The 20,275-nt window shown below is 62.7% G+C and carries 16 protein-coding genes; 2 read left to right on the forward strand and 14 right to left on the reverse strand.

What is annotated here, in order from left to right:
* Positions 1 to 178: 178 nt before the first annotated feature.
* Entirely contained in the window at positions 179 to 715 is a 537-nt protein-coding gene (locus tag GGI60_RS03010; RefSeq protein WP_183912713.1) for a GNAT family N-acetyltransferase, read from the forward strand.
* A gap of 31 nt (positions 716 to 746) precedes the next feature.
* Here the strand turns inward: GGI60_RS03010 and ligA are convergent, their stop codons facing one another.
* From ligA to GGI60_RS03055, 9 genes are all read right to left on the reverse strand, one after another.
* Positions 747 to 2,903 carry an NAD-dependent DNA ligase LigA gene (gene ligA / locus GGI60_RS03015; protein WP_183912711.1) on the reverse strand — a complete coding sequence of 719 codons (2,157 nt, stop codon included), beginning with the start codon at positions 2,901 to 2,903 and terminating at the stop codon, positions 747 to 749.
* A 349-nt stretch (positions 2,904 to 3,252) separates the two neighbouring features.
* The gene (locus GGI60_RS03020) at positions 3,253 to 3,780 is read right to left on the reverse strand and encodes a DUF6886 family protein (protein ID WP_183912709.1); all 528 of its coding nucleotides are present in this window, start codon (positions 3,778 to 3,780) and stop codon (positions 3,253 to 3,255) included.
* Between the two features lie 53 nt (positions 3,781 to 3,833).
* Positions 3,834 to 5,507, reverse strand: a complete 1,674-nt coding sequence (gene recN, locus GGI60_RS03025; RefSeq protein WP_183912707.1) for a DNA repair protein RecN — start codon at positions 5,505 to 5,507, stop codon at positions 3,834 to 3,836.
* 5 nt (positions 5,508 to 5,512) lie between these two features.
* Positions 5,513 to 6,382, reverse strand: coding sequence for an outer membrane protein assembly factor BamD (locus GGI60_RS03030; protein ID WP_183912705.1), 870 nt, complete (start codon positions 6,380 to 6,382; stop codon positions 5,513 to 5,515).
* A gap of 269 nt (positions 6,383 to 6,651) precedes the next feature.
* A complete protein-coding gene (gene lpxC, locus GGI60_RS03035; RefSeq protein ID WP_183912704.1) occupies positions 6,652 to 7,608 on the reverse strand; it encodes a UDP-3-O-acyl-N-acetylglucosamine deacetylase in 957 nt (318 codons plus the stop codon).
* Between the two features lie 261 nt (positions 7,609 to 7,869).
* Complete coding sequence (gene ftsZ, locus GGI60_RS03040) at positions 7,870 to 9,603, reverse strand: cell division protein FtsZ (protein ID WP_183912702.1); 1,734 nt, start codon at positions 9,601 to 9,603, stop codon at positions 7,870 to 7,872.
* Between the two features lie 55 nt (positions 9,604 to 9,658).
* Complete coding sequence (ftsA, locus tag GGI60_RS03045; protein WP_004668807.1) at positions 9,659 to 10,990, reverse strand: cell division protein FtsA; 1,332 nt, start codon at positions 10,988 to 10,990, stop codon at positions 9,659 to 9,661.
* Complete coding sequence (locus tag GGI60_RS03050) at positions 10,987 to 11,919, reverse strand: cell division protein FtsQ/DivIB (protein WP_281413985.1); 933 nt, start codon at positions 11,917 to 11,919, stop codon at positions 10,987 to 10,989. The genes ftsA and GGI60_RS03050 overlap by 4 nt, the downstream gene beginning before the upstream one ends.
* Complete coding sequence (locus GGI60_RS03055; RefSeq protein WP_183912700.1) at positions 11,907 to 12,833, reverse strand: D-alanine--D-alanine ligase; 927 nt, start codon at positions 12,831 to 12,833, stop codon at positions 11,907 to 11,909. The genes GGI60_RS03050 and GGI60_RS03055 overlap by 13 nt, the downstream gene beginning before the upstream one ends.
* A gap of 424 nt (positions 12,834 to 13,257) precedes the next feature.
* On the opposite strand from GGI60_RS03055, the gene GGI60_RS03060 reads away from it, so the two are divergent.
* Positions 13,258 to 14,187, forward strand: a complete 930-nt coding sequence (locus GGI60_RS03060) for a UDP-glucose 4-epimerase family protein (RefSeq protein WP_183912698.1) — start codon at positions 13,258 to 13,260, stop codon at positions 14,185 to 14,187.
* A 3-nt stretch (positions 14,188 to 14,190) separates the two neighbouring features.
* Here the strand turns inward: GGI60_RS03060 and murB are convergent, their stop codons facing one another.
* Genes murB through murD form a run of 5 tightly spaced genes read right to left on the reverse strand, consistent with a single transcriptional unit; the run spans position 14,191 to position 20,272 of the window.
* Positions 14,191 to 15,165: a UDP-N-acetylmuramate dehydrogenase gene (gene murB, locus GGI60_RS03065; protein WP_183912696.1), complete on the reverse strand. Its 975-nt coding sequence runs from the start codon at positions 15,163 to 15,165 to the stop codon at positions 14,191 to 14,193.
* The gene (gene murC / locus GGI60_RS03070) at positions 15,162 to 16,577 is read right to left on the reverse strand and encodes a UDP-N-acetylmuramate--L-alanine ligase (protein WP_183912694.1); all 1,416 of its coding nucleotides are present in this window, start codon (positions 16,575 to 16,577) and stop codon (positions 15,162 to 15,164) included. The genes murB and murC overlap by 4 nt, the downstream gene beginning before the upstream one ends.
* Positions 16,574 to 17,698 (reverse strand): undecaprenyldiphospho-muramoylpentapeptide beta-N-acetylglucosaminyltransferase, encoded by a 1,125-nt coding sequence (gene murG / locus GGI60_RS03075; protein WP_183912692.1) that lies wholly within the window; start codon positions 17,696 to 17,698, stop codon positions 16,574 to 16,576. The genes murC and murG overlap by 4 nt, the downstream gene beginning before the upstream one ends.
* Positions 17,699 to 17,703: 5 nt before the next feature.
* Positions 17,704 to 18,858, reverse strand: a complete 1,155-nt coding sequence (gene ftsW / locus GGI60_RS03080) for a putative lipid II flippase FtsW (RefSeq protein ID WP_183912690.1) — start codon at positions 18,856 to 18,858, stop codon at positions 17,704 to 17,706.
* Between the two features lies 1 nt (position 18,859).
* Positions 18,860 to 20,272, reverse strand: a complete 1,413-nt coding sequence (gene murD / locus GGI60_RS03085) for a UDP-N-acetylmuramoyl-L-alanine--D-glutamate ligase (protein WP_183912688.1) — start codon at positions 20,270 to 20,272, stop codon at positions 18,860 to 18,862.
* Positions 20,273 to 20,275: the final 3 nt, after the last annotated feature.

Consider the following 20,275-nt stretch of genomic DNA (forward strand, 5'->3'; position numbering starts at 1 on the left):
AGATTGCTACCCATGATCAGTTCCGTGACCATGGCAGCGCTCATCCATCACACCACGACCCTTGCAGGGTATGCGGGAGCAATGGCGCGTTAACAGCGATCCGATCATCCCGAAACCCTGCCGAGGCGAGCAGGGTTTCGAAACCGGCTCTCCTCCTGAACCCCAAGGAGAGCATCCAATGTCCGAAAATGAAGAAAAGGAACCGAACCGCCGAGCGCGGCTGCCGGACGGCATCCTGGTGCGTTCAGTCCGCCTTTCCGACGCGGAAGAACTCACCGATCTCATGAACTTGCCGGGCTACCGTGCCGGCACGCTGCGGCCGCCCTACCAAAGGGTCGAAGAGGTTCGCAAAAATATGGAAAATCCCTCGCCGGGCGCGCTCAATCTCGTCGTCACCCTGAACGGCAAGATCGTCGGCAATTGCGGCCTCAACCGCCTCGGCGGGCGCCGGCAGCACGTCGCCAGCGTCGGCATGGGCGTGCATGACGATTTCACCGGCCGCGGTTTCGGCAGCATCCTGCTCGGCGCCATGGTCGAGGCCGCCGACGACTGGCTGGACGTCAAGCGGCTGGAACTGACCGTCTATACTGACAACGACGCCGCCATCGGCCTCTATGAGAAATTCGGCTTCGAGCGGGAAGGCCTGCTGAGGGCCTTCGGCTTTCGATCGGGAGAGTATGTCGACGCCTATACCATGGCGCGGTTGAGACCTTGAACGAACGAGGCTGACGCCCGCCGTCAGCCTCTCACCCGCTGATCAGCGCCAGCCACTCGTCCTCATCCAAGGTCTGCACGCCGAGTTCGCGCGCCTTGTCGAGCTTGGAGCCGGCGCCGGGACCGGCGACGACGATATCTGTTTTCTTCGAAACCGAGCCCGCCACCTTGGCGCCAAGGCTTTCGGCCCTCGCCTTCGCCTCGTCGCGCGTGAATTTCTCCAGCGAACCGGTAAAGACCACCGTCTTGCCGGCGACCGGGCTTCCTGCCGTCACCGGCTGTTCAGCCTCCTGCGGCGTGACTTCGTCGAGCAGGCGGCCGATCACCTCGACATTGCGCGGCTCCTTGTAGAATTCGACCATGGCTCGCGCCACGACCTCGCCGATGCCCTCGATGGCGTTGAGATCGTTCCAGGCGTCGCCGGAAAGCGGTGCTGCTTCCTTCATCGCCGTCGCAAAGGCTTCGTAGGTGCCGTAGGAGCGCGCCAGCAGCTTAGCTGTGGTCTCGCCGACATGACGGATGCCGAGCGCATAGATGAAGCGGTGAAGCGCAATGCTGCGTCGTTCGTTGATCGCTGCATAGAGCTTGCCGACACTGACTTTGCCGAAGCCGTCGATATTCTCCAGCTTGGTCAGCGAGTCCTGCTGCCGTTTCTCCAGCGTGAAGATCTCGGGCGCCGTGCGGATCTGCAGCGACGGATCCTCGTTTTCGAAAAAGAAGTCGACCTGCTTGGAGCCGAGCCCCTCGATATCGAAGGCGTTACGCGAGACGAAGTGCTTCAGATGCTCCGTCGCCTGCGCCCGGCAGATGAAGCCGCCGGTGCAGCGGCGCACCGAATCCATCTTGCCGGTCTTCTCGTTCACCTCGCGCACGGCATGCGAACCGCAGACCGGGCAGGTCTTCGGAAACTCGTACGAGCGGGCGTCGGCGGCGCGTTTTTCCATCACCACGTCGAGAATTTGCGGAATGACGTCGCCGGCACGTTGGACGATGACGGTATCGCCCTCGCGGATGTCATGTTCCTCCGGCCGGATGCGCTCGCCGCTATTGCCGATGCCTTTGATGTAATCTTCGTTGTGCAGCGTAGCATTGGTGACGACCACACCGCCGACCGTGATCGGCTTCAGCCGCGCCACCGGTGTCAACGCGCCGGTGCGGCCGACCTGGATTTCGATCCTCTCGACCTCGGTGAAGGCCTGCTCGGCCGGGAATTTGTGCGCCGTCGCCCACCGCGGGCTGCGCGAGCGAAAGCCGAGGCGCTGCTGCAGTTCGAGGCTGTCGACCTTGTAGACGACGCCGTCGATGTCGTAGTCGAGATCCGGGCGCTTCAAACCGATCTCGTCGTAATGCGTCAGGATATCGGCGACCGAATTCAGCCGCTTCATCAGCGGGTTTACGGGAAAGCCCCAGTCCTTGAAGGTCTGCACCATGCCGAATTGCGTATCTTCCGGCATCTCCGACATCTCGCCCCAGGCATAGGCGAAGAATTTCAGCTTGCGGCTCGCCGTCACCTTGGCGTCCAGCTGCCGGAGCGATCCGGCGGCCGTATTGCGCGGATTGACGTAGGTCTGCTTGCCCTCCGCCTCCATCTGCCGGTTGAGAGCCAGGAAATCGCTCTTGGCCATATAAACCTCGCCGCGGATTTCCACCACGGCGGGAACGCCCTTCGGCAGCTCGTTGGGGATCTCGGCGATCGTTCGGATGTTTGCGGTGACGTTCTCCCCCGTCGTGCCGTCGCCGCGCGTGGCGGCTGTTACCAGCCTGCCGTTTTCGTAACGAATGGACATCGACAGACCATCGATCTTAGGCTCCGCGGTAAAGGCGATCGACTGGTCCGGCAGGCGGCCGAGGAAGCGATAGACGCCGGCGACGAAATCCTGCACGTCCTCCTGCGAAAACGTGTTGTCGAGCGACAGCATCGGCCGCGCATGAATGACCGGCGAGAAGGTGACGGAAGGAGCGGCTCCGACATGCCGCGACGGGCTATCCTCGCGGATCAGCTCGGGAAACCGCGCCTCCAGCGCATCGTTGCGGCGCTTCAGCGCGTCGTAATCGGCATCCGATATCTCCGGCCGGTCCTTGCCGTGATAGAGCGCATCGTGATGCGCGATTTCCTTTGCCAGCCGCTCAAGCTCGGCGGCAGCCTCTTCGATCGTCAACGCGTCGACGGCGGAACCTTCGGTGGACATGCAACCTCACTCCAGGGAATCTGGCCAGAAAATCTGCATTGTTTTTAGAGCAAAATTTCCGGATGAAAAGAGAGACCGGATATGCTGCATGCCGGATGGCGCGGGCTATCGGACAGGGCCCGCCCACCTCTCCGCCTCATCTCTGTGCTCGTCACAGGGATCCAGCCACGGCGCGTCTGCGCCGTGAATGACTCTCATACAGGCAAGAAATCTCTCGCGCTCAAGGACTTGGGCGCGCTGGAATCCCTGTGGCGAGCACAGGGATAAGGGAGATTGGCGTCACCGTTCGCGACAAATTCATACGTCTGGGACGCTTGTCATGGCCTCCGGCCCGGCGGGTCTGACCGGCCTATTGCCAGTCTCGCGCATTCCGCAGCCGAATGCCGCTGACATGCAGGCCGGTGTTCCAGAGGTCCTTCAACGGCCGCAGGTTATCGACCACCCGGAGATCCACCTGCCGTGGCGCAAACTCCTGGTCGAGCTGCGACATGGCGGTCCGCTTGACAGGAACGACGCGTCTGCTGGACACCCACATGCCTGCATCCTTGAGCTCTTTGAAGCCGTCGGACGCCATTTCATAGCGGTGGAGGGTCTCCACCTCGAGCCTTTCCAGCCAATGACGCTCGACGAAGGCAACGGCGCGCCAATCACCGAGCCAGCGCCGGCGTTCGGCCTCGGGCGTATCCGGCGTACCCCACAGTAGGATACGCGGACAGTCTCGAGGAAAGAGGTACATAAAGTCATGATCGCCATCGATCGCCCAGACGAGCGGGTCATTCAACCATTCCCGACCAACCGGGCGAAGCGAGGGAATGAGAACAGGGCGCGGCTCGAACACCGCGATATCGGGATCATCGCTGAAATGGAAAAGACGCATGGCAAAGGATTACCACGGATCGGGACTTCCTGTCACCGCAACCGGCCGGCCGATCAGCCGTTGCCGGCCAGCAGCCGCTTCGCCGCCGCCCTCGCCTCTTCGGTGACCGAAGCGCCGGCGAGCATGCGGGCGATTTCTTCGGTGCGGTCCGTCTGCGCCATCGTAGCCACGCGCGTCGCGATCTTTTCCGAACCGTCGGTCGTCGGCCCTTTGGAGATCAACAGATGCGTTGCCGCCCTTGCCGCGACCTGCGGCGCATGGGTGACCGACAGCACCTGGACACGATCGGAGAGCCGCTTCAGCCGCTGGCCGATCGCATCGGCCACCGCACCGCCGACGCCGGTATCGATTTCGTCGAAGACGAGCGTCGGCGCCGATCCGCGATCGGCGAGCGCCACCTTCAGCGCCAGCAGGAAACGCGACAGTTCACCGCCGGAAGCGACCTTCATGATCGAGCCTGGCCGCGTGCCCGGATTGGTCTGCACATGGAACTCGACGACGTCGATGCCTTCTGCCAGCGCCTCCTGCGCATCGGTGGTGATCTCGACCATGAAGCGAGCGCGTTCGAGCTTCAGTGCCGGCAGCTCGGCCATGACGGCCGCGGCCAGCGACGTGCCGGCATGATGGCGCTTGTCGGAGAGTGCGCGTGCCGCGGTATCGTAATTCTCCCGCGCCAGGCCGACCTCGGCTTCCAGCCGCGCAAGCTTCTCTTCGCCTGCATCGAGATCGGCAAGATCGGCGATCATGCGGACGGCCAGCGCCGGCAGCTCGGTGACCGGCACGGAATATTTGCGCGAAGCGGCCCGGAGCGCGAAAAGTCGCTCCTCCACCCGCTCCAGCTCGCGCGGATCATATTCGGTCTTGCGTAGCGCCGCCTCGACTTCCATCTGGGCGTTGGAAAGCTGATCGAGCGCGGCATCGAGCAACGTCACAGTGTCTTCGAGCAGTCCCGGCGCCTCATGGCTCTTGCGCTCCAGCCGGCGTACCAGCGAGGCGATATGGGGCACCGGCGAGGCATTGCCGTTCAGGAATTCGGAGGCTTCGGCGATGTCGCCGGCGATCCGCTCGGCCTTCATCATCTTCTGCCTGCTTTCGGCGAGTTCGTCCTCCTCACCGTCCTGCGGCGAGAGTTTCTCGAGCTCTTCGACGGAGGAACGCAGATAGTCGGCCTCGCGCGCCGCGCTTTCGACCTTCTCGCGGTGCTTCTTCAGGGTCCGCTCGCTGTCGCGCCACATACGATACAGCCGGGAGACTTCTGTAACTTCATCGGTCAGTCCGCCGAAGGCATCGAGAAGGGTACGATGGGCGTTGGTATCGACCAGGGCGCGATCGTCGTGCTGGCCATGGATCTCGACCAGCATCTGGCCGGCCTGGCGCATCAGCTGCACGCTGACCGGCTGATCGTTGACATATGCCTTGGTGCGCCCGTCTGCCGATTGCTGGCGGCGGAAGATCAGATCGCCCTCGTCGTCGATGCCGTTTTCACGCAGCAGCGCGCGGGCGCCGTGATCCATGCCGACGTCGAACACGGCCGTCACCTGCCCCTTATCTTCGCCATGGCGCACCAGGCCGCCGTCGCCACGCCCGCCGAGCGCCAGCGACAGACTGTCGAGCAGGATGGATTTGCCCGCCCCGGTCTCGCCCGTCAGCACGGAAAGGCCGGTCTCGAAGGCAAGATCCAGCCGCTCGATCAGGACGATATCGCGGATCGAAAGCTGGATCAGCATTGGACTTAGGAACCGAGCAGGAGTTTCTTGCCTGCCGCAGCGATCCACGAGCCCTTGTTTTCACGCGGCTCGGCGCCACCGGTCTGCAGCAGCTTGTAGGAATCGGCGTACCACTGGCTGTCGGGATAGTTGTGACCAAGAACGGCTGCCGCGGTCTGAGCCTCGTCGACGATGCCCATCGCATAATAGGCCTCGACGAGACGGGCGAGCGCCTCTTCGATCTGGTTCGTGTTCGGATATTTCTCGACAACGATGCGGAAGCGCGAGATCGCGGCGAGATATTCCTTCCGCTCCATGTAGTAGCGGCCGATCTGCATTTCCTTGCCGGCCAGCTGGTCGCGCGCATAGCGGATCTTCGCCTGCGCGTCGTCGACATATTCGGAGTTCGGGTAATTGTCGACGACAGCCTGCATCGCCTCGATCGTCTTGGCCGAGGCGCGCTGGTCCTGCGTCACGTCGACGATCTGCTTGGAATAGGTGAGGCCGATGAGATACTGTACGTAGGCGGCATCCTGGGACTTCGGATATTGCGCCATGTAGCGGTTGCCCGACGCGAGCGCATCATCGAGCTTGCCCTGGCGATATTTGACGAAGGTGCTCATCACAAGCGCCTTGCGCGCCCACTCGGAGAATGGGTTCTCGCGGTCGATGGCGTCGAACTTGCGCGCCGCTTCCGCCATGTTGCCGGCCTTCATATTGGCAAGGCCCTGGGTGTAGAGCACATCAGGCGGATCTGTTTCGAGGCCGAGCTTGGTGATGTCGATATCGGGGTCCGACTGGCAGCCGGATATCGAGGCGCCTGCGCTGAGCACCAGAAGCGATGCGAACAAAGCGCGCGCTGTCTTCATCATACCTTCAGATCCTGCATAAGCCATTCGAAAGAACCCCACTGCCGCCGCTCGCTCCACGGCAGCCACGCCTCGCTGGCGTTTCTAGCCACAAATGTGCTTCGAGAGCAACGCAATGATAAGGCATTAACGCATTTTTGTGGCAGCCGCGGCCGGAAATGCCCGGCTTTTCACCTTCTTGCCGACCTGTTGCAGCTAAGCACCTGCCGTAAAATGCCGATCGCCGCAAACTCGGGCGACATAAAAAAACCGCCTCCGGGAAAGAGGCGGCCTGGTCTTTGAGAATATGCTGGAGGTCATGCCGACCAGGGGGCGAATTCAGCAGCGCTGACCGCGATCAGTTCACGAGCGGCGACGCGCTGGCGCGGCGTCGAGGTCTCGACCACCTCGTAGGCGGAGGGATCGGCGAGCAGCGCCTTCAAAGCATTGGCATTCATCTTGTGGCCGCCACGATAGGAACGGTAGCAACCGATAAACTGGACGCCGGCGAGCGACAAGTCGCCGACGGCATCGAGCGTCTTGTGGCGGACGAACTCGTCCTTGGCGTAGCGCAGTCCTTCGACATTGATGACGGTGTTGTCGTCCGAAATGACGACAGAATTTTCGAGCGACGAGCCGAGCGCATGTCCGGAAGCCCAGAGCCGCTCGACATCGCGCATGAAGCCGAAGGTACGGGCGCGAGAAAGCTCGGTCTTGAAGACTGCGGCGCTCATGTCGCCGGCCCACTTCTGCCGGCCAATCAGCGGGCAGTCGAAATCAATCTCGACCTCGAAGCGCGTGCCGTCATAGGGACGGAATTCGCTCCAGGAACCGCCATGCTCGATCCGCACCGGCTTGGTGATACGGATATAACGGCGCTTGACGCCGAGCGAGACGAGACCGGCCTGTTCGATCGCGTCGACGAAAGGCAACGAGCTGCCGTCCATGATCGGCATTTCTGCGCCCTGCACTTCGATCACCACATTGTCGAGGCCGAGCGCATAGATGGCGGCCATGACATGTTCGATCGTCGCGACCGAATGCGTCGGCGAAAAGCCGAGTACGGTGCAGAGGTCGGTATTGCCGACCTGCGACGAAACGGCCTTGAGTTCGGTAATATCGCCATTGTCATGCAGGCGCTGGAAAACGACGCCGGTGTCCGATTCGGCCGGGTTCAGCGTGATCGAGACATTGGCACCCGAATGAACCCCGATGCCCGAGAGCGTCACGGGACGCGATACGGTCGTTTGAAAACCCAGCAAGCCAATTGCCATAAAATCTGCCTTTATTTTTCCGCTCCAGCGATCTGTTCCACGGTGCGGTTTTCATTCGTTCTGCAGAAGGAGCCTCGTTGAGGAGTCTCCTAGGGCAGTTTCCTTGCACCATACTTACGTGCGCCGGCGCTCCAATCCAAATCACTGTTTCTTTCGGTTTGTTACGAAGTCACACGATTGATATCGCTCAGCAATTCGGGGCTGAAAAACGCAAATGCCCGGGACCTGGATCCCGGGCATGAACGGTGTCGGATCGCAGCCTCAGTTCGACTGGCGACGCAGGAATGCTGGGATTTCCAGCTGGTCGTCTTCCTGCATCATGCGGGCCTGCGGAACCGCACGACCCTGATCGTCGAGATTGCCGCGGCGCGGTGCGTAGAGGCTTGCCTCCGGCGACAGCGGACGCCGCTGCTGCGAAGCGGCCGGCGGCGCGGCGGTCATGTCAGCGGCGACGGCGTCATCGTCGCGGCGCCCCAGCGAATTGGTGATTCGCTTGAGCAGGCCCATTGGGCCGCGCTCTTCCTGGCCATGGGCGGAAGCCGCCTGCGTGCGGTGGTCGAGTTCGGCCTGAACGACCGGCGGGAAATCCTCCACCTTCGGCATGCGGACGGGTTCCGCCGCCTGACGGATGATCGGCTCCTGCCGGACCGGCTGCGGCTGGATCGGCTGCTGCTGCTGGATGGGCTGGCTCATCACCGGCTGGCTCATCACCGGTGCGGGAGCCTGCTGCTGCACCTGAGGACGCATGGCGGGAGCCTCCGGTGCAGGCGCGAAAATCTTGCTCTGCGGACGGAAGACTTCCTGCTGCGCAGCAGGCTGCTGAAGCGGCGCGGCGGCACGCGGGGCCGGAATCTCAAGCTCGCGTTCCATCTCGGCTTCGCGGATGGTCTGGGCGATCGGATCAACGGCCTTGGGTGCCTGCATCACCGGCGCAGGCTGAACTGCGGCCGCTGCCGGAGCAACAGCCGCAGAGGGACGGATAGCGGGCTTGGCGGCCGGCTGGTAGTTGCGCTCGGCGGCTTCGCTGATCGCCCGGTCGATACCGGTTGCGACGACCGAAACGCGGATGATTCCTTCAAGCGATTCATCGAAGGTGGCGCCGAGTATGATGTTGGCGTCCGGATCGACTTCCTCGCGGATACGGGTTGCGGCTTCGTCGACTTCGAAGAGCGTGAGATCGCGACCGCCCGTGATCGAGATCAGCAGGCCCTGGGCGCCCTTCATCGAGGTTTCGTCGAGCAGCGGGTTGGCGATCGCCGCTTCGGCTGCCTGCAGTGCGCGGCCGGCGCCGGAAGCTTCGCCGGTGCCCATCATCGCGCGGCCCATTTCGCGCATGACCGAGCGGACGTCGGCGAAGTCGAGGTTGATGAGACCCTCCTTCACCATCAGGTCGGTGATGCAGGCAACGCCCGAATAGAGAACCTGGTCGGCCATGGCGAACGCGTCGGCGAAGGTCGTCTTATCGTTGGCAATGCGGAAGAGGTTCTGGTTCGGAATGACGATCAGCGTGTCGACAGACTTCTGCAGCTCCTGAATGCCCATCTCGGCGAGACGCATGCGGCGGCCGCCTTCGAAATGGAACGGCTTGGTGACCACGCCGACCGTCAGGATGCCCTTGTTACGGGCGGCCTGCGCGACAACAGGAGCAGCACCGGTGCCGGTGCCGCCGCCCATGCCGGCGGTGACGAAGCACATATGCGTGCCGTTCAGGTGATCGACGATCTCGTCGATGCATTCTTCAGCGGCCGCGCGACCGACTTCCGGCTGCGAACCGGCACCGAGGCCTTCGGTAACGTTGACGCCGAGCTGGATGATGCGCTCGGCTTTCGTCATCGTCAGCGCCTGCGCATCCGTATTGGCAACGACGAAGTCGACGCCCTGTAGGCCGGCGGTGATCATGTTGTTGACGGCGTTGCCGCCACCGCCACCAACGCCGAACACGGTGATGCGCGGCTTCAGCTCTGTGATGTCAGGCTTTTGCAGCTTGATGGTCATGGTACCTGTTCCTTCTCTCTCTGGCCGCATCGCCACGCCGGCCAATTACTCAATTTCAGAAGCTTTCCTTCAACCACTGGCCCATCCGGGCTATGCGGCTGTTATTTCCCCCAAGCGACATGAGCAGACCGCTCTGTGACGCATGTGTCTCCATGTCCGCGACCTGCGGATAGATCATCAGACCGACGGCCGTCGAAAAGGCCGGGCCCTTGGCCGCCGTCGGCAATCCCGACACGCCCATCGGGCGGCCGATGCGGACGTTGCGGGCAAGAATGCGCCGCGCCACTTCGGCAAGGCCGGTCAGCTGGCTTGCGCCGCCCGTCAAGACGACGCGCTTGCCGACGATCGGGCTAAAGCCGGAGCGCTGGATCCGGTCGCGTATCAGTTCCATCGTCTCTTCGATTCGCGCCGAAACGATGCGCGAAACCAGCGCCCGCGGCACTTGCGACGGCTGGTCGCGATCATCCTCGCCGATCGGCGGGATCGAGATCAGCTCGCGCTCGTCGGAGGAATTCGAAAGTGCCGAGGCATGCACGACCTTCAGTCGTTCCGCATCCTCGATGCGGGTCGAGAGGCCGCGCGCCAGGTCGGTGGTGACGTGATGGCCGCCGAGGCCGACGGCGTCGGTGTGAACAAGCTTGCCCTCGGCAAAGACCGAGATCGTCGTCGTGCCGCCACCCATGTCGATCGCCGCGCAGCCGAGCTCGACTTCGTCATCGACGAGAGCGGCAAGCCCGGATGCATAAGGGGTAGCGACGATGCCTTCGACCGACAGATGCGCACGATTGACGCTGAGCTCCAGGTTCTTCAGCGCCGAGCGCTCTGCGGTGACGACATGCATGTCGACGCCGAGCGCGTCGCCATACATCGCCAGCGGATCGCGGATGCCGCGCTCGCCATCGAGCGAGAAGCCGGTCGCCAGCGAATGTAGCACCGAGCGGTCCTGGCGCAGCGACTGCTGGCAGGCGGCCGACAGCACTTTTTTGAGATCGTTGAGCTCGACTTCCTGGCCGCCGAGATCGATGGTCGCCGTGTAAATGTCGCTGCCGAGGCGGCCGGCCGTCAGGTTGACGATCAGGCTCTCGACGGTCAGCCCCGCCATGCGCTCGGCCGCATCGACGGCGAGCCGGATGACGCCTTCCAGCGCGTCGAGGTCGGCAATGACGCCGGTCTTGATGCCGCGGGACCGCTGGTGGCCGATGCCGATGATCTCGATATTGTGCGTGCGGCCCGGCAGGATCTGGCTTTCCTCGCGCGGCGTCAGCCGGCCGATCATGCAGACCACCTTGGTCGAGCCGATGTCGAGCACCGAAACGATATGCGACCGCTTCGACGAAAGCGGCTTCAGGCGCGGCAATCCGAAATGGGATGAACCGAACAAGCTCATATATTCTGCCCCGCCTTCTTCAATTCTTTCGTACGCTCCGTTACTGCCGCCTGCCGGCGAACCGCCGCTTCCGGCGTCAGCTGGACGGCGGTTCTGTCCGGCAATCTCAGGTCGACCGCAGCGATGTCGCGCTCCAGCAGCTGATGCTGCTTGTCGAAGGCCGACAGCGTCGCTAGCGCCTGGTCGATGCCGTCTTCCGGCAGCTTGACGACGACGCCGTTGTCCATGTGCAGGTCCCAACGACGACCCGATATCCAGACATAGGCCTTCACGCGGGCCTTCACGTCGGGCCACTTCGCGAAGGCGTCGTCGAGCGAAGCCGCAGCCGTTTCCGCATCGCGGCCGACGACGAGCGGCAGCGACGAAAACTTGTTGTCGCGCAGCGGCGCAATGACGCTGCCGTTCTTTTCGATCAGCGAAAGCTCCTGCCCGTGCTGCCAGATTGCATAGGCCTGGCGCTCCTTGAGCTTCACTTCGATCGTCTTGGGATAGACCTTGCGGACCTCGACGCTTTCGACCCAGGGAAGATGGGCGATCTTCCGGCGAGCGGCATCGACGTCGAGCGCGACCAGCGAGGTCGTGCCGTCGAGGCCGATCAGCTGCAGGATTTCGATTTCGGAAGTTTCGGAATTGCCGGAGACCTTGACGTCCTCGATCGCAAAACCCGCCGCCGTCGTCGTCGCCTGGGCGACGGCTTCCGTGTGACCGCCGAGCGACATGCCGTAAAGTCCGGTCGCGCCTAAAAAAGCCAGCGCCGAAACTGTGCCCGTATGGGCCGGGATGTAGATGCGGCCGCTGCCGAGGCTAATCAGGAAACGAGTGACGCGGCGCAGCGGACGCGGCAGGACGAATCGCTCTTCGGCTTCCACGGTCGGAAGCACGGCATGATGGCTGGGACGCCCTATCCTCTTGACCGTCAACGCAAACAAGACGCGTCCTCCACCATCCACCGGAGAAACTCACCAAAGGAATAGCCGGCATGGCCGGCCATTTCGGGCACGAGCGAGGTTGGAGTCATGCCAGGCTGGGTATTGACCTCCAGCCAGATGATTTCGCCGTCTTCGGAGAAACGATCGTCGTAACGAAAGTCGGACCGACTGACGCCGCGACAACCGATTGCCTGATGCGCCCTTAGGGCCAATGTTTGTATTTTTTGGTAAATATTCGGTGAAATTTTCGCCGGGATGACGTGTTTTGAACCGCCCGCCGCATATTTGGAATCGTAATCATAGAAATTGTGTCCCTGCGGCACCACCTCGGTGACACCAAGCGCCGTCTCGCCCATGACACCGCAGGTGAGCTCGCGGCCATAGACATAGCGCTCGACGAGAACGTCCTCGCCATAACGCCACTCGGTCGAGCTGACGACCTGGGGAGGATGCGCTTGATCTTCCGTGACGATGACGACGCCGAAGCTCGACCCCTCGCGAACCGGCTTCACCACATAGGGCGGCTTCATCGGATGCACGGAGGGAAAGGCGAAACGGTTGACGACCTGCGATTCGGCAACCGGAATGCCGGCAGCGGCTGCGACAAGCTTCGCCTTGTCCTTGTCCATCGCCAGCGCCGAGGCAAGCACACCCGAATGCGTATAGGGAATTTCGAGATATTCAAGGATGCCCTGGATGGTGCCGTCCTCGCCAAAAGGTCCGTGAAGTGCGTTGAAGGCGACATCGGGCTTCAGCGCCGCAAGCCTCTCGGAAACGTCGCGCGCCACATCGATGCACGTCACCTGGAAGCCTTCGGCTTCGAGGGCTGCTGCGCAAGCCTTTCCCGAGGAAAGGCTGACGGGCCGTTCCGAGGAAAATCCGCCCATCAGGACAGCCACATGCTTGCGACTCATCAACACCCCCAAAAATAACTTCCACTTTTGAAAACGACGCTTGCGTGAGCCTGTCTGCGCCGTTTCGGGCCTTTGTCCGATCTGCATGCATTAGAGCATCATTATGGTTAATGAAGTGTTTACTTTCGTTAACTCCTGCCCCGGAAATTCGCGATCTTTTACCCTTTGCTCATTTCGCTATCATTCCCCCGCCGTCCGGGGATGACGCGAACAGAGGAGAAAAATCCTATGTTTTCAAAAAGATATCGTGCCGCGCTGAACCGCGATGGGCTCAGTCAAGGGACCGGGATGTTATCCGTCAAAGGCGGCCGGCGGCTTGATTGATTAATGCGGAGAGCGGCAACGCTCGGTCAGCCCTGCTTTTCTATTGATGCGGATCTGACTTCCGGTTAGCGAAGGCTCATGGATAAGCAGGGAGAAGATCATGCGATGCCTCGTCACCGGCGCTGCCGGCTTCGTCGGTAGTCCACTTGTCGAGCGGCTGCGCGCAGAGAAGATTTGCGATCTCGTCGTCACCACCAGATCGGTAATCTCTGCCTTTCCTGATGATGTCAGGCATTTTCCAAGTGACATAACCGACAGGACCGACTGGGCGGCGGCACTTGCAGGCGTCGACGTCATCCTCCATCTTGCCGCCCGCGTTCACATCATGAACGATCGCGCAGCCGATCCGCTGGCGGAATTCCGCCGGACCAACACCGCCGCTACTCTCAACCTTGCCGAACAGGCGGCCCGCGCGGGCGTGAAGAGATTCGTCTTCGTCAGCACCATCAAGGTCAATGGCGAAGATAACGATCGGCCGTTCCGGCATGACGACACGCCGAAGCCGATCGACCCCTACGGCATTTCGAAACTGGAAAGCGAAATCGGTCTGCGCGAAATCGCCGCCCGCACCGGCATGGAAATCGTCATCATCCGGCCGCCGCTGGTCTATGGCCCCGGCGCCAGAGGCAACTTCGCTCTTCTCCTCGGGCTCATCCGCAAGCGGATACCGCTCCCTTTCGCTTCGCTGGAGAACCGCCGCACACTGGTGGCGGTGCAAAATCTCGTCGATCTGATCATCACCTGCGCGGCGCATCCCGCCGCCGGCGGTGAGATTTTCCTCGCCGGAGATGGTGAGGACCTGTCGACTCCGGAGCTCATCCGGGGAATTGCCGCGGGGCTCGGCATCAAGCCGATACTGGTCCCCTTCCCCTCCGCATTGCTGCACATGGCGGCGAAGGCAGTCGGGAAGGAAGCCGTCTATCAACGCCTGTGCGGTTCGCTGCAGGTCGACATCTCCCAGGCGCACAAGGTTCTCGGCTGGACGCCGGTCGTCACGCCGCGCGAAGGCCTGAAACTGGCGGTGAAGTAATCGTTATTCGCTGGTCACACCCTGGAACGGGCGCACTTCGCGGCCGGGCATGAAGACGCCGAGGCGCTTGATTTCCCATTCGAGCTTGATGCCCTCTTTCTCGAAAACCTCGCGACGCACCTGCTCGCCGAGATATTCGAGATCGTAGCCGGTCGCCTGCCCCATATTGATCATGAAATTGCAGTGAAGCGACGACATCTGGGCGCCTCCGATGACGAGGCCGCGGCAGCCCGCCTCGTCGATCAGCTTCCAGGCCGAATGGCCCGGCGGGTTCTTGAAGGTCGAGCCGCCGGTCTTTTCACGCACCGGCTGCACCGTCTCCCGGTGATTGCGCACGGCGTCCATTTCGGCGCGGATCTGGGCGCGATCTTCAGGATAGCCCTCGAACAGCACCGAGGTGAAGATCAGATCGCCGGGTGCTTTTGAATGCCGGTAGGAATACCCCATCTCCGCATTGGAAAGCACATGCTTGTTGCCCTTGCGGTCGACGGCGTTGACCTCGATCAGCCGCTCGCGCGTCTCGACGCCGTTAGCGCCGGCATTCATGCGCGCCGCGCCGCCGATACCGCCTGGAATGCCATAGAAAAAATGAAAACCGCCGATGCCGTTGTCCATCGCCATCGCCGCGACATGCTTGTCGGGGCAGATTGCGCCAGCGAGGATGCGGTTTTCGCCGGCCAACTCGACGAAGCCGAAGCCCTTGGCCGACAGGCGCAGCACGACTCCGGGAATGCCGCCGTCGCGCACGAGGATATTGGAGCCGACGCCGACCACCGTCAGCGGCACCTCTCCCGGCAGTATCTTCAGGAAGGCGATGAGATCGTCGACGTCATGCGGCTGGAACATCAGTTCAGCCAGACCGCCGGCCCGGAACCAGGTGACGCGATCCATGGGGGCATCCGGCGTGATACGGCCGCGGATATCCTTTACACCGTCTCCGAGAGACGCGAGAAGCTTTTCCCCATTCACCTGTTTCATGCGGACTTTCCCGATAGGCCTTCCAGTTGTCTGGGCAGTGCGGCTGCCCAGGATGTGATGCTTCCAGCCCCCAACAAAACCACGAAATCGCCAGGCTTTGCAACCTCTGCAACCATCTGCGGCAGAAGCTCGGCCGAAGACAGGAAGCGGGCGTCGCGATGGCCGCCGGATTTGATGCGCGAGACGAGCGACGTGGAGTCGGCGCCTTCGATTGCATCCTCGCCTGCCGCATAGACGGGCGCCAGAAAAATGCTGTCGGCATCGTTGAAGCAGGCCGCGAATTCCTCGAATAGGCTTGCGAGACGGCTGTACCGGTGCGGCTGGTGGACGGCGATGATGCGGCCCTTGCAGGCCTCGCGGGCCGCGCGCAGCACCGCCTTGATCTCGACCGGATGGTGGCCGTAATCGTCGAAGATCTGCACTCCGTTCCATTCGCCCGTCAAGGTAAAGCGGCGCTTGACGCCGCCGAAGGAGGCAAGCCCCTTGGCGATATCTTCACTCGATATGCCAAGCCGGTTGGCGACGGCGATCGCCGCCGTCGCGTTGGAAATATTGTGCCGCCCGGGCATCGGCATGACCAGCCCCTTGAGCTCGGTCACCTGGCCGGTGCGGCGGCGGCGGATCTCGACATCGAAGATCGAGCGCGTGCCGTCGATTCGCACATTCTTGAAGCGCACGTCGGCCTGCGGGTTCTCGCCATAGGTGATGATCTTGCGGTCCTCGATGCGGCCGACCAGCGATTGTACTTCGGGGTGGTCGAGGCACATGACGCCGAAACCGTAAAACGGCACGTTCTCGACGAACTGCCGGAAGGCGGCGCGCACCGCATCGAAATTGCCGTAATGGTCGAGATGTTCGGGGTCGATGTTGGTGATGACGGCAACATCGGCCGGAAGCTTCAGGAAGGTGCCGTCAGATTCGTCGGCCTCCACCACCATCCACTCGCCCTCGCCCATCCGGGCATTGGTGCCGTAGGCATTGATGATGCCGCCGTTGATGACGGTCGGGTCGAGCCCGCCGGCTTCGAGCAGGGTCGCCACCAGCGAGGTCGTCGTCGTCTTGCCGTGGGTGCCGCCGATGGCAATTGCATTGCGAAAGCGCATCAGTTCGGCAAGCATTTCGGCGCGGCGCACCACCGGCAGCAGCTTTTCACGGGCGGCGATAAGTTCCGGATTGCTCTTCTTGATCGCCGTCGAGACGACGACGACTTCGGCATCGCCCAGATTTTCGGCGCGATGGCCGACGAAGACCTCAATGCCTTTGTCGCGCAGGCGCTGCACATTGGCGCTGTCGGCCTGATCCGATCCCTGCACCTTGTGGCCGAGATTGTGCAGCACTTCGGCAATGCCGCTCATGCCGATGCCGCCAATGCCGATGAAATGGACGAGACCGATCGCCTTCGGCAGTTTCATGCGCGTGTCCTCTTGAATTCTGAGACCGTCTTACCGGCGGCAATAGCCTCAACCATGTCGGCAAGCAAGTTTGCCGCATCCGGTTTCCCGGCAAGCTTCGCCGCCGCCGCCATGTGCGACAGCTTTTCCGGATCGTTCATCACATGGCTCAGTATAGAGGCGATACGTTCCGGCGAAAGCTCGGATTGAGTGATTACCTTTGCCCCGCCGGTCGCAGCCAGTGCGGCGGCGTTCGCCGCCTGATCGTGGTCGAGCGCATGCGGATAAGGCACCAGGATGGCCGGGCGGCCGATGACGGAGATTTCCGAAACCGTGGACGCGCCGGAGCGGCAGATCACCAGATGCGCTTTGGCAAGACGCTCCGCCATATCATTGAAAAACGGCGCGATATCGGCACCCATCTGCAGCTGCGCCACGCAGCCGCGGACCATCTCCATATCCTCCGGCCGAACCTGTTGCGTCACCCTGAGCCGCGCCCGCAGCTCTTCGTCGAGCAAGCTGATCGCCGTCGGCATGGCCTTGGAGAAATATTGCGCGCCCTGGCTGCCGCCGAAGACGACGAGATGGAAAGGTTCGCCGGAAAGCGAGGGATGATAGGGCTGTTCGGCCGCGGCAAGGATAGCCGGGCGCACGGGATTGCCGGTCGCAACTGTCTTGTCGGAAAAAGCATCGCCGCTTTCCGGTAGAAAGCCGCCGGCAATCGCCTTGACGCGCGGGGCCAACGCCTTGTTGGCGCGCCCCATGACGGCGTTCTGTTCATGCAGCATCGAGGCGACACCGAGCCGCGTGGCGGCCAGCAGCGGCGGCACCGTGGGATAGCCGCCGAAACCGACGACGATGACAGGCTTCAGCCGCTGGATCAGCTTTTTGGCCGCCCGCATGCCGCTCCACAGCGTCCACAGCGAGCGGGCGACGGCGACCGGGTTCTTCGAACCGATCGTCGCCGACGGTACGACATGGATCTCCTCGGCCGGGAATTTGCCGGCATAGCGCTCGGCCCGGCTGTCGGTGACGAGATGTACCGAATAGCCGCGTTCCTTCAGCTTGAAGGCCAGCGCCTCCGCCGGGAACACATGGCCGCCGGTCCCCCCGGCGGCAAGCAGCACGATGCCTTTGCTCATGATCGTTACTCCGCCGGCATGCCGTGCGGGACGCGGAAGAGGCTTCGGTCCTGCGCGCGCTTTTCCGGCCGATGGCGCGTCAGCGCCAGAATGAAGCCGGCGGTGACGCAGATCGCCACCATGGACGAACCTCCGTAGGAAATCAGCGGCAGCGTCATGCCCTTTGCCGGCAGCAGTTCGAGGTTGACGCCGATATTGATGATTGACTGGATGCCCATCTGCAGCACCAGACCGGCGACGGCAAAGCGGTTGAAGTCGTTGCGCTCACGATACGCATGCGACAGGCCGCGCAGCACCAGCACGGTGAACAGCGCCACGAGCGCCATGCAGAAGACGATGCCGAATTCCTCGGCCGCAACCGAGAAGATGAAGTCGGTATGGGCGTCGGGGATGATCCGCTTGACGATGCCCTCTCCCGGTCCCTGGCCGAACCAGCTGCCGCGGATGATCGCTTCGCGCGCCGTGTCGATCTGGAACGTGTCGCCCTCGCCGGTCATGAACTTGTCGATACGCAACGCCACATGCGGGAAAACGTAATAGGCGCTGAGCAAGCCGCCAGCGCCGCCGATGCCGAGCAGCATGATCCAGATCCATGGCATGCCGGCCATGAAGAACATGCCGCCCCAGACGGCCGTGGTCAGGATGGTCTGGCCGAGGTCCGGCTGCGCGACGAGAAGGGCCGCGACGATGCCGAACAGAATGATGGCGAAGAGATTGCCGGGGATCTCCGGCTGGCGCGCATGTTCGGCAAAAAGCCAGGCGCAGACCACGACGAAGGCGGGCTTCATGAATTCCGACGGCTGGATCGAAAGACCGGCGATCCAGATCCACCGCCTGCCGCCCTTGACCTCCTGCCCGACGAACAGCACCAGCACCATCATGGCAAGCGAGATGATCAATAGCAGGATCGCGGTCCGCCGCACCTGGCGCGGTGTCAGGAAGGACAGCCCGAGCATGACGGCGATCGACGGGATCATGAAGGCCGCATGGCGCTTGACGAAGTGGAAAGGTTCCAACCCGATGCGCTCGGCAACCGCGGGAGAAGCGGCGAAGGACAGCATGAAGCCGATGCCCATCAGGAAAATGAACATTGCCAGGAAGAAGCGGTCGATGGTCCAGAACCAATCGGCCAGAGGCCCACGTTCCGCGCGGCTTACCATGTCATTTCTCTCCTGCTACAGGACCGATCAGCATCGTCATTCCGTCAAGTGCGGCCACGTGGGCGACGAAGGCATCGCCCCTGACTTCGAAGTTCTTATACTGGTCGAAGCTTGCGCAAGCCGGGGATAACATCACGGCCGAAGCAGCCGCCTCGTCGCAATCCGCGTCGGCTGCAGCATGCGCGACCGCGCGCTCCAGCGTGCCCGAAATTTCGTAGGGCACGGCCTCGCCCAGCGTCGCCGCGAATTCCGCCGCCGCCTCACCGATCAGATAGGCCTTGGCGATGCGCGGAAAATGAGGGGCGAGCGTCGTGATGCCGCCGGATTTCGCCAGACCGCCAGCAATCCAGTAGATACGGTCGTAGCTCGAAAGGGCGGGTGCTGCCGCATCGGCATTGGTGGCCTTGGAATCGTTAACGAAGACGACACGGCCGCGGCGGCCGACCGGCTGCATGCGATGTTTGAGGCCGGGGAACGAGGCAAGGCCGGCACGGATGTCGTCAGCGGAAACGCCGACCGCAAGGCAGGCGGCGATGGCGGCAGCGGCATTCTGCGCATTGTGGCTGCCGCGCAGCGTCTGAATGCCGTCGAGATCGACGAAGGGCAACATTGCGCCGCCGGCGGCCTGGACGAGTTTCGTGCCCTCGGCATAGATGCCTTCGGCCACCACGTTGCGGCGGGAGATGCGGACCACCTTGACGCCTGCCCGCTGGACGCGGTCGGCGATCAGCGCCGAGTGGCTGTCGTCGACGCCGACGACCGCGACGTCGCTGCCGGCGACCAGCCGTTCCTTGACCTCGGCATAATGCTGCATCGTGCCGTGACGGTCGAGGTGGTCGGGCGTCAGGTTGAGCAGAATGCCAGCCGAGGGGTTCAGCGTCGGCGCCAGATCGATCTGGTAGGACGAGCATTCGACGACGAAATAACGCCCCGCTTTCGGGGGGTCGAGCGTCAGCACCGCCGTGCCGATATTGCCGCCGAGCTGCGTGTCGTAGCCTGAGGATTTCAGGATATGGGCAATCAGCGCCGTCGTCGTCGACTTGCCGTTGGTGCCCGTGATGGCGATGAACGGGCAGTCTGGTGCATGGGCGCGGCGCTCGCGCACGAAAAGCTCGACGTCGCCGACGACGTCGACGCCGGCCGCGCGCGCAAGATCAACAGTCCAGTGCGGCTTGGGATGGGTGAGCGGCACGCCGGGCGACAGCACGAAAAGCGCCTGCTGACCCCAGTCGATGCTGTGCAGGTCCTCTGTCCGGATGCCTTCGGCGGAAGCCTTGGCGACGCTGTCGGGATTGTCGTCCCAGGCAGTGACTTCGGCGCCGCCCGCAATCAGCGCCCGGGCGGTGGCGAAACCCGAGCCGCCGAGCCCGAAGAGCGCAACCTTCTTGTCCTTGAGCGTCGTGACCGGGATCATCGC

The sequence above is a fragment of the Rhizobium lentis genome (genome assembly GCF_014200175.1).
GTDB lineage: Bacteria > Pseudomonadota > Alphaproteobacteria > Rhizobiales > Rhizobiaceae > Rhizobium > Rhizobium mulingense.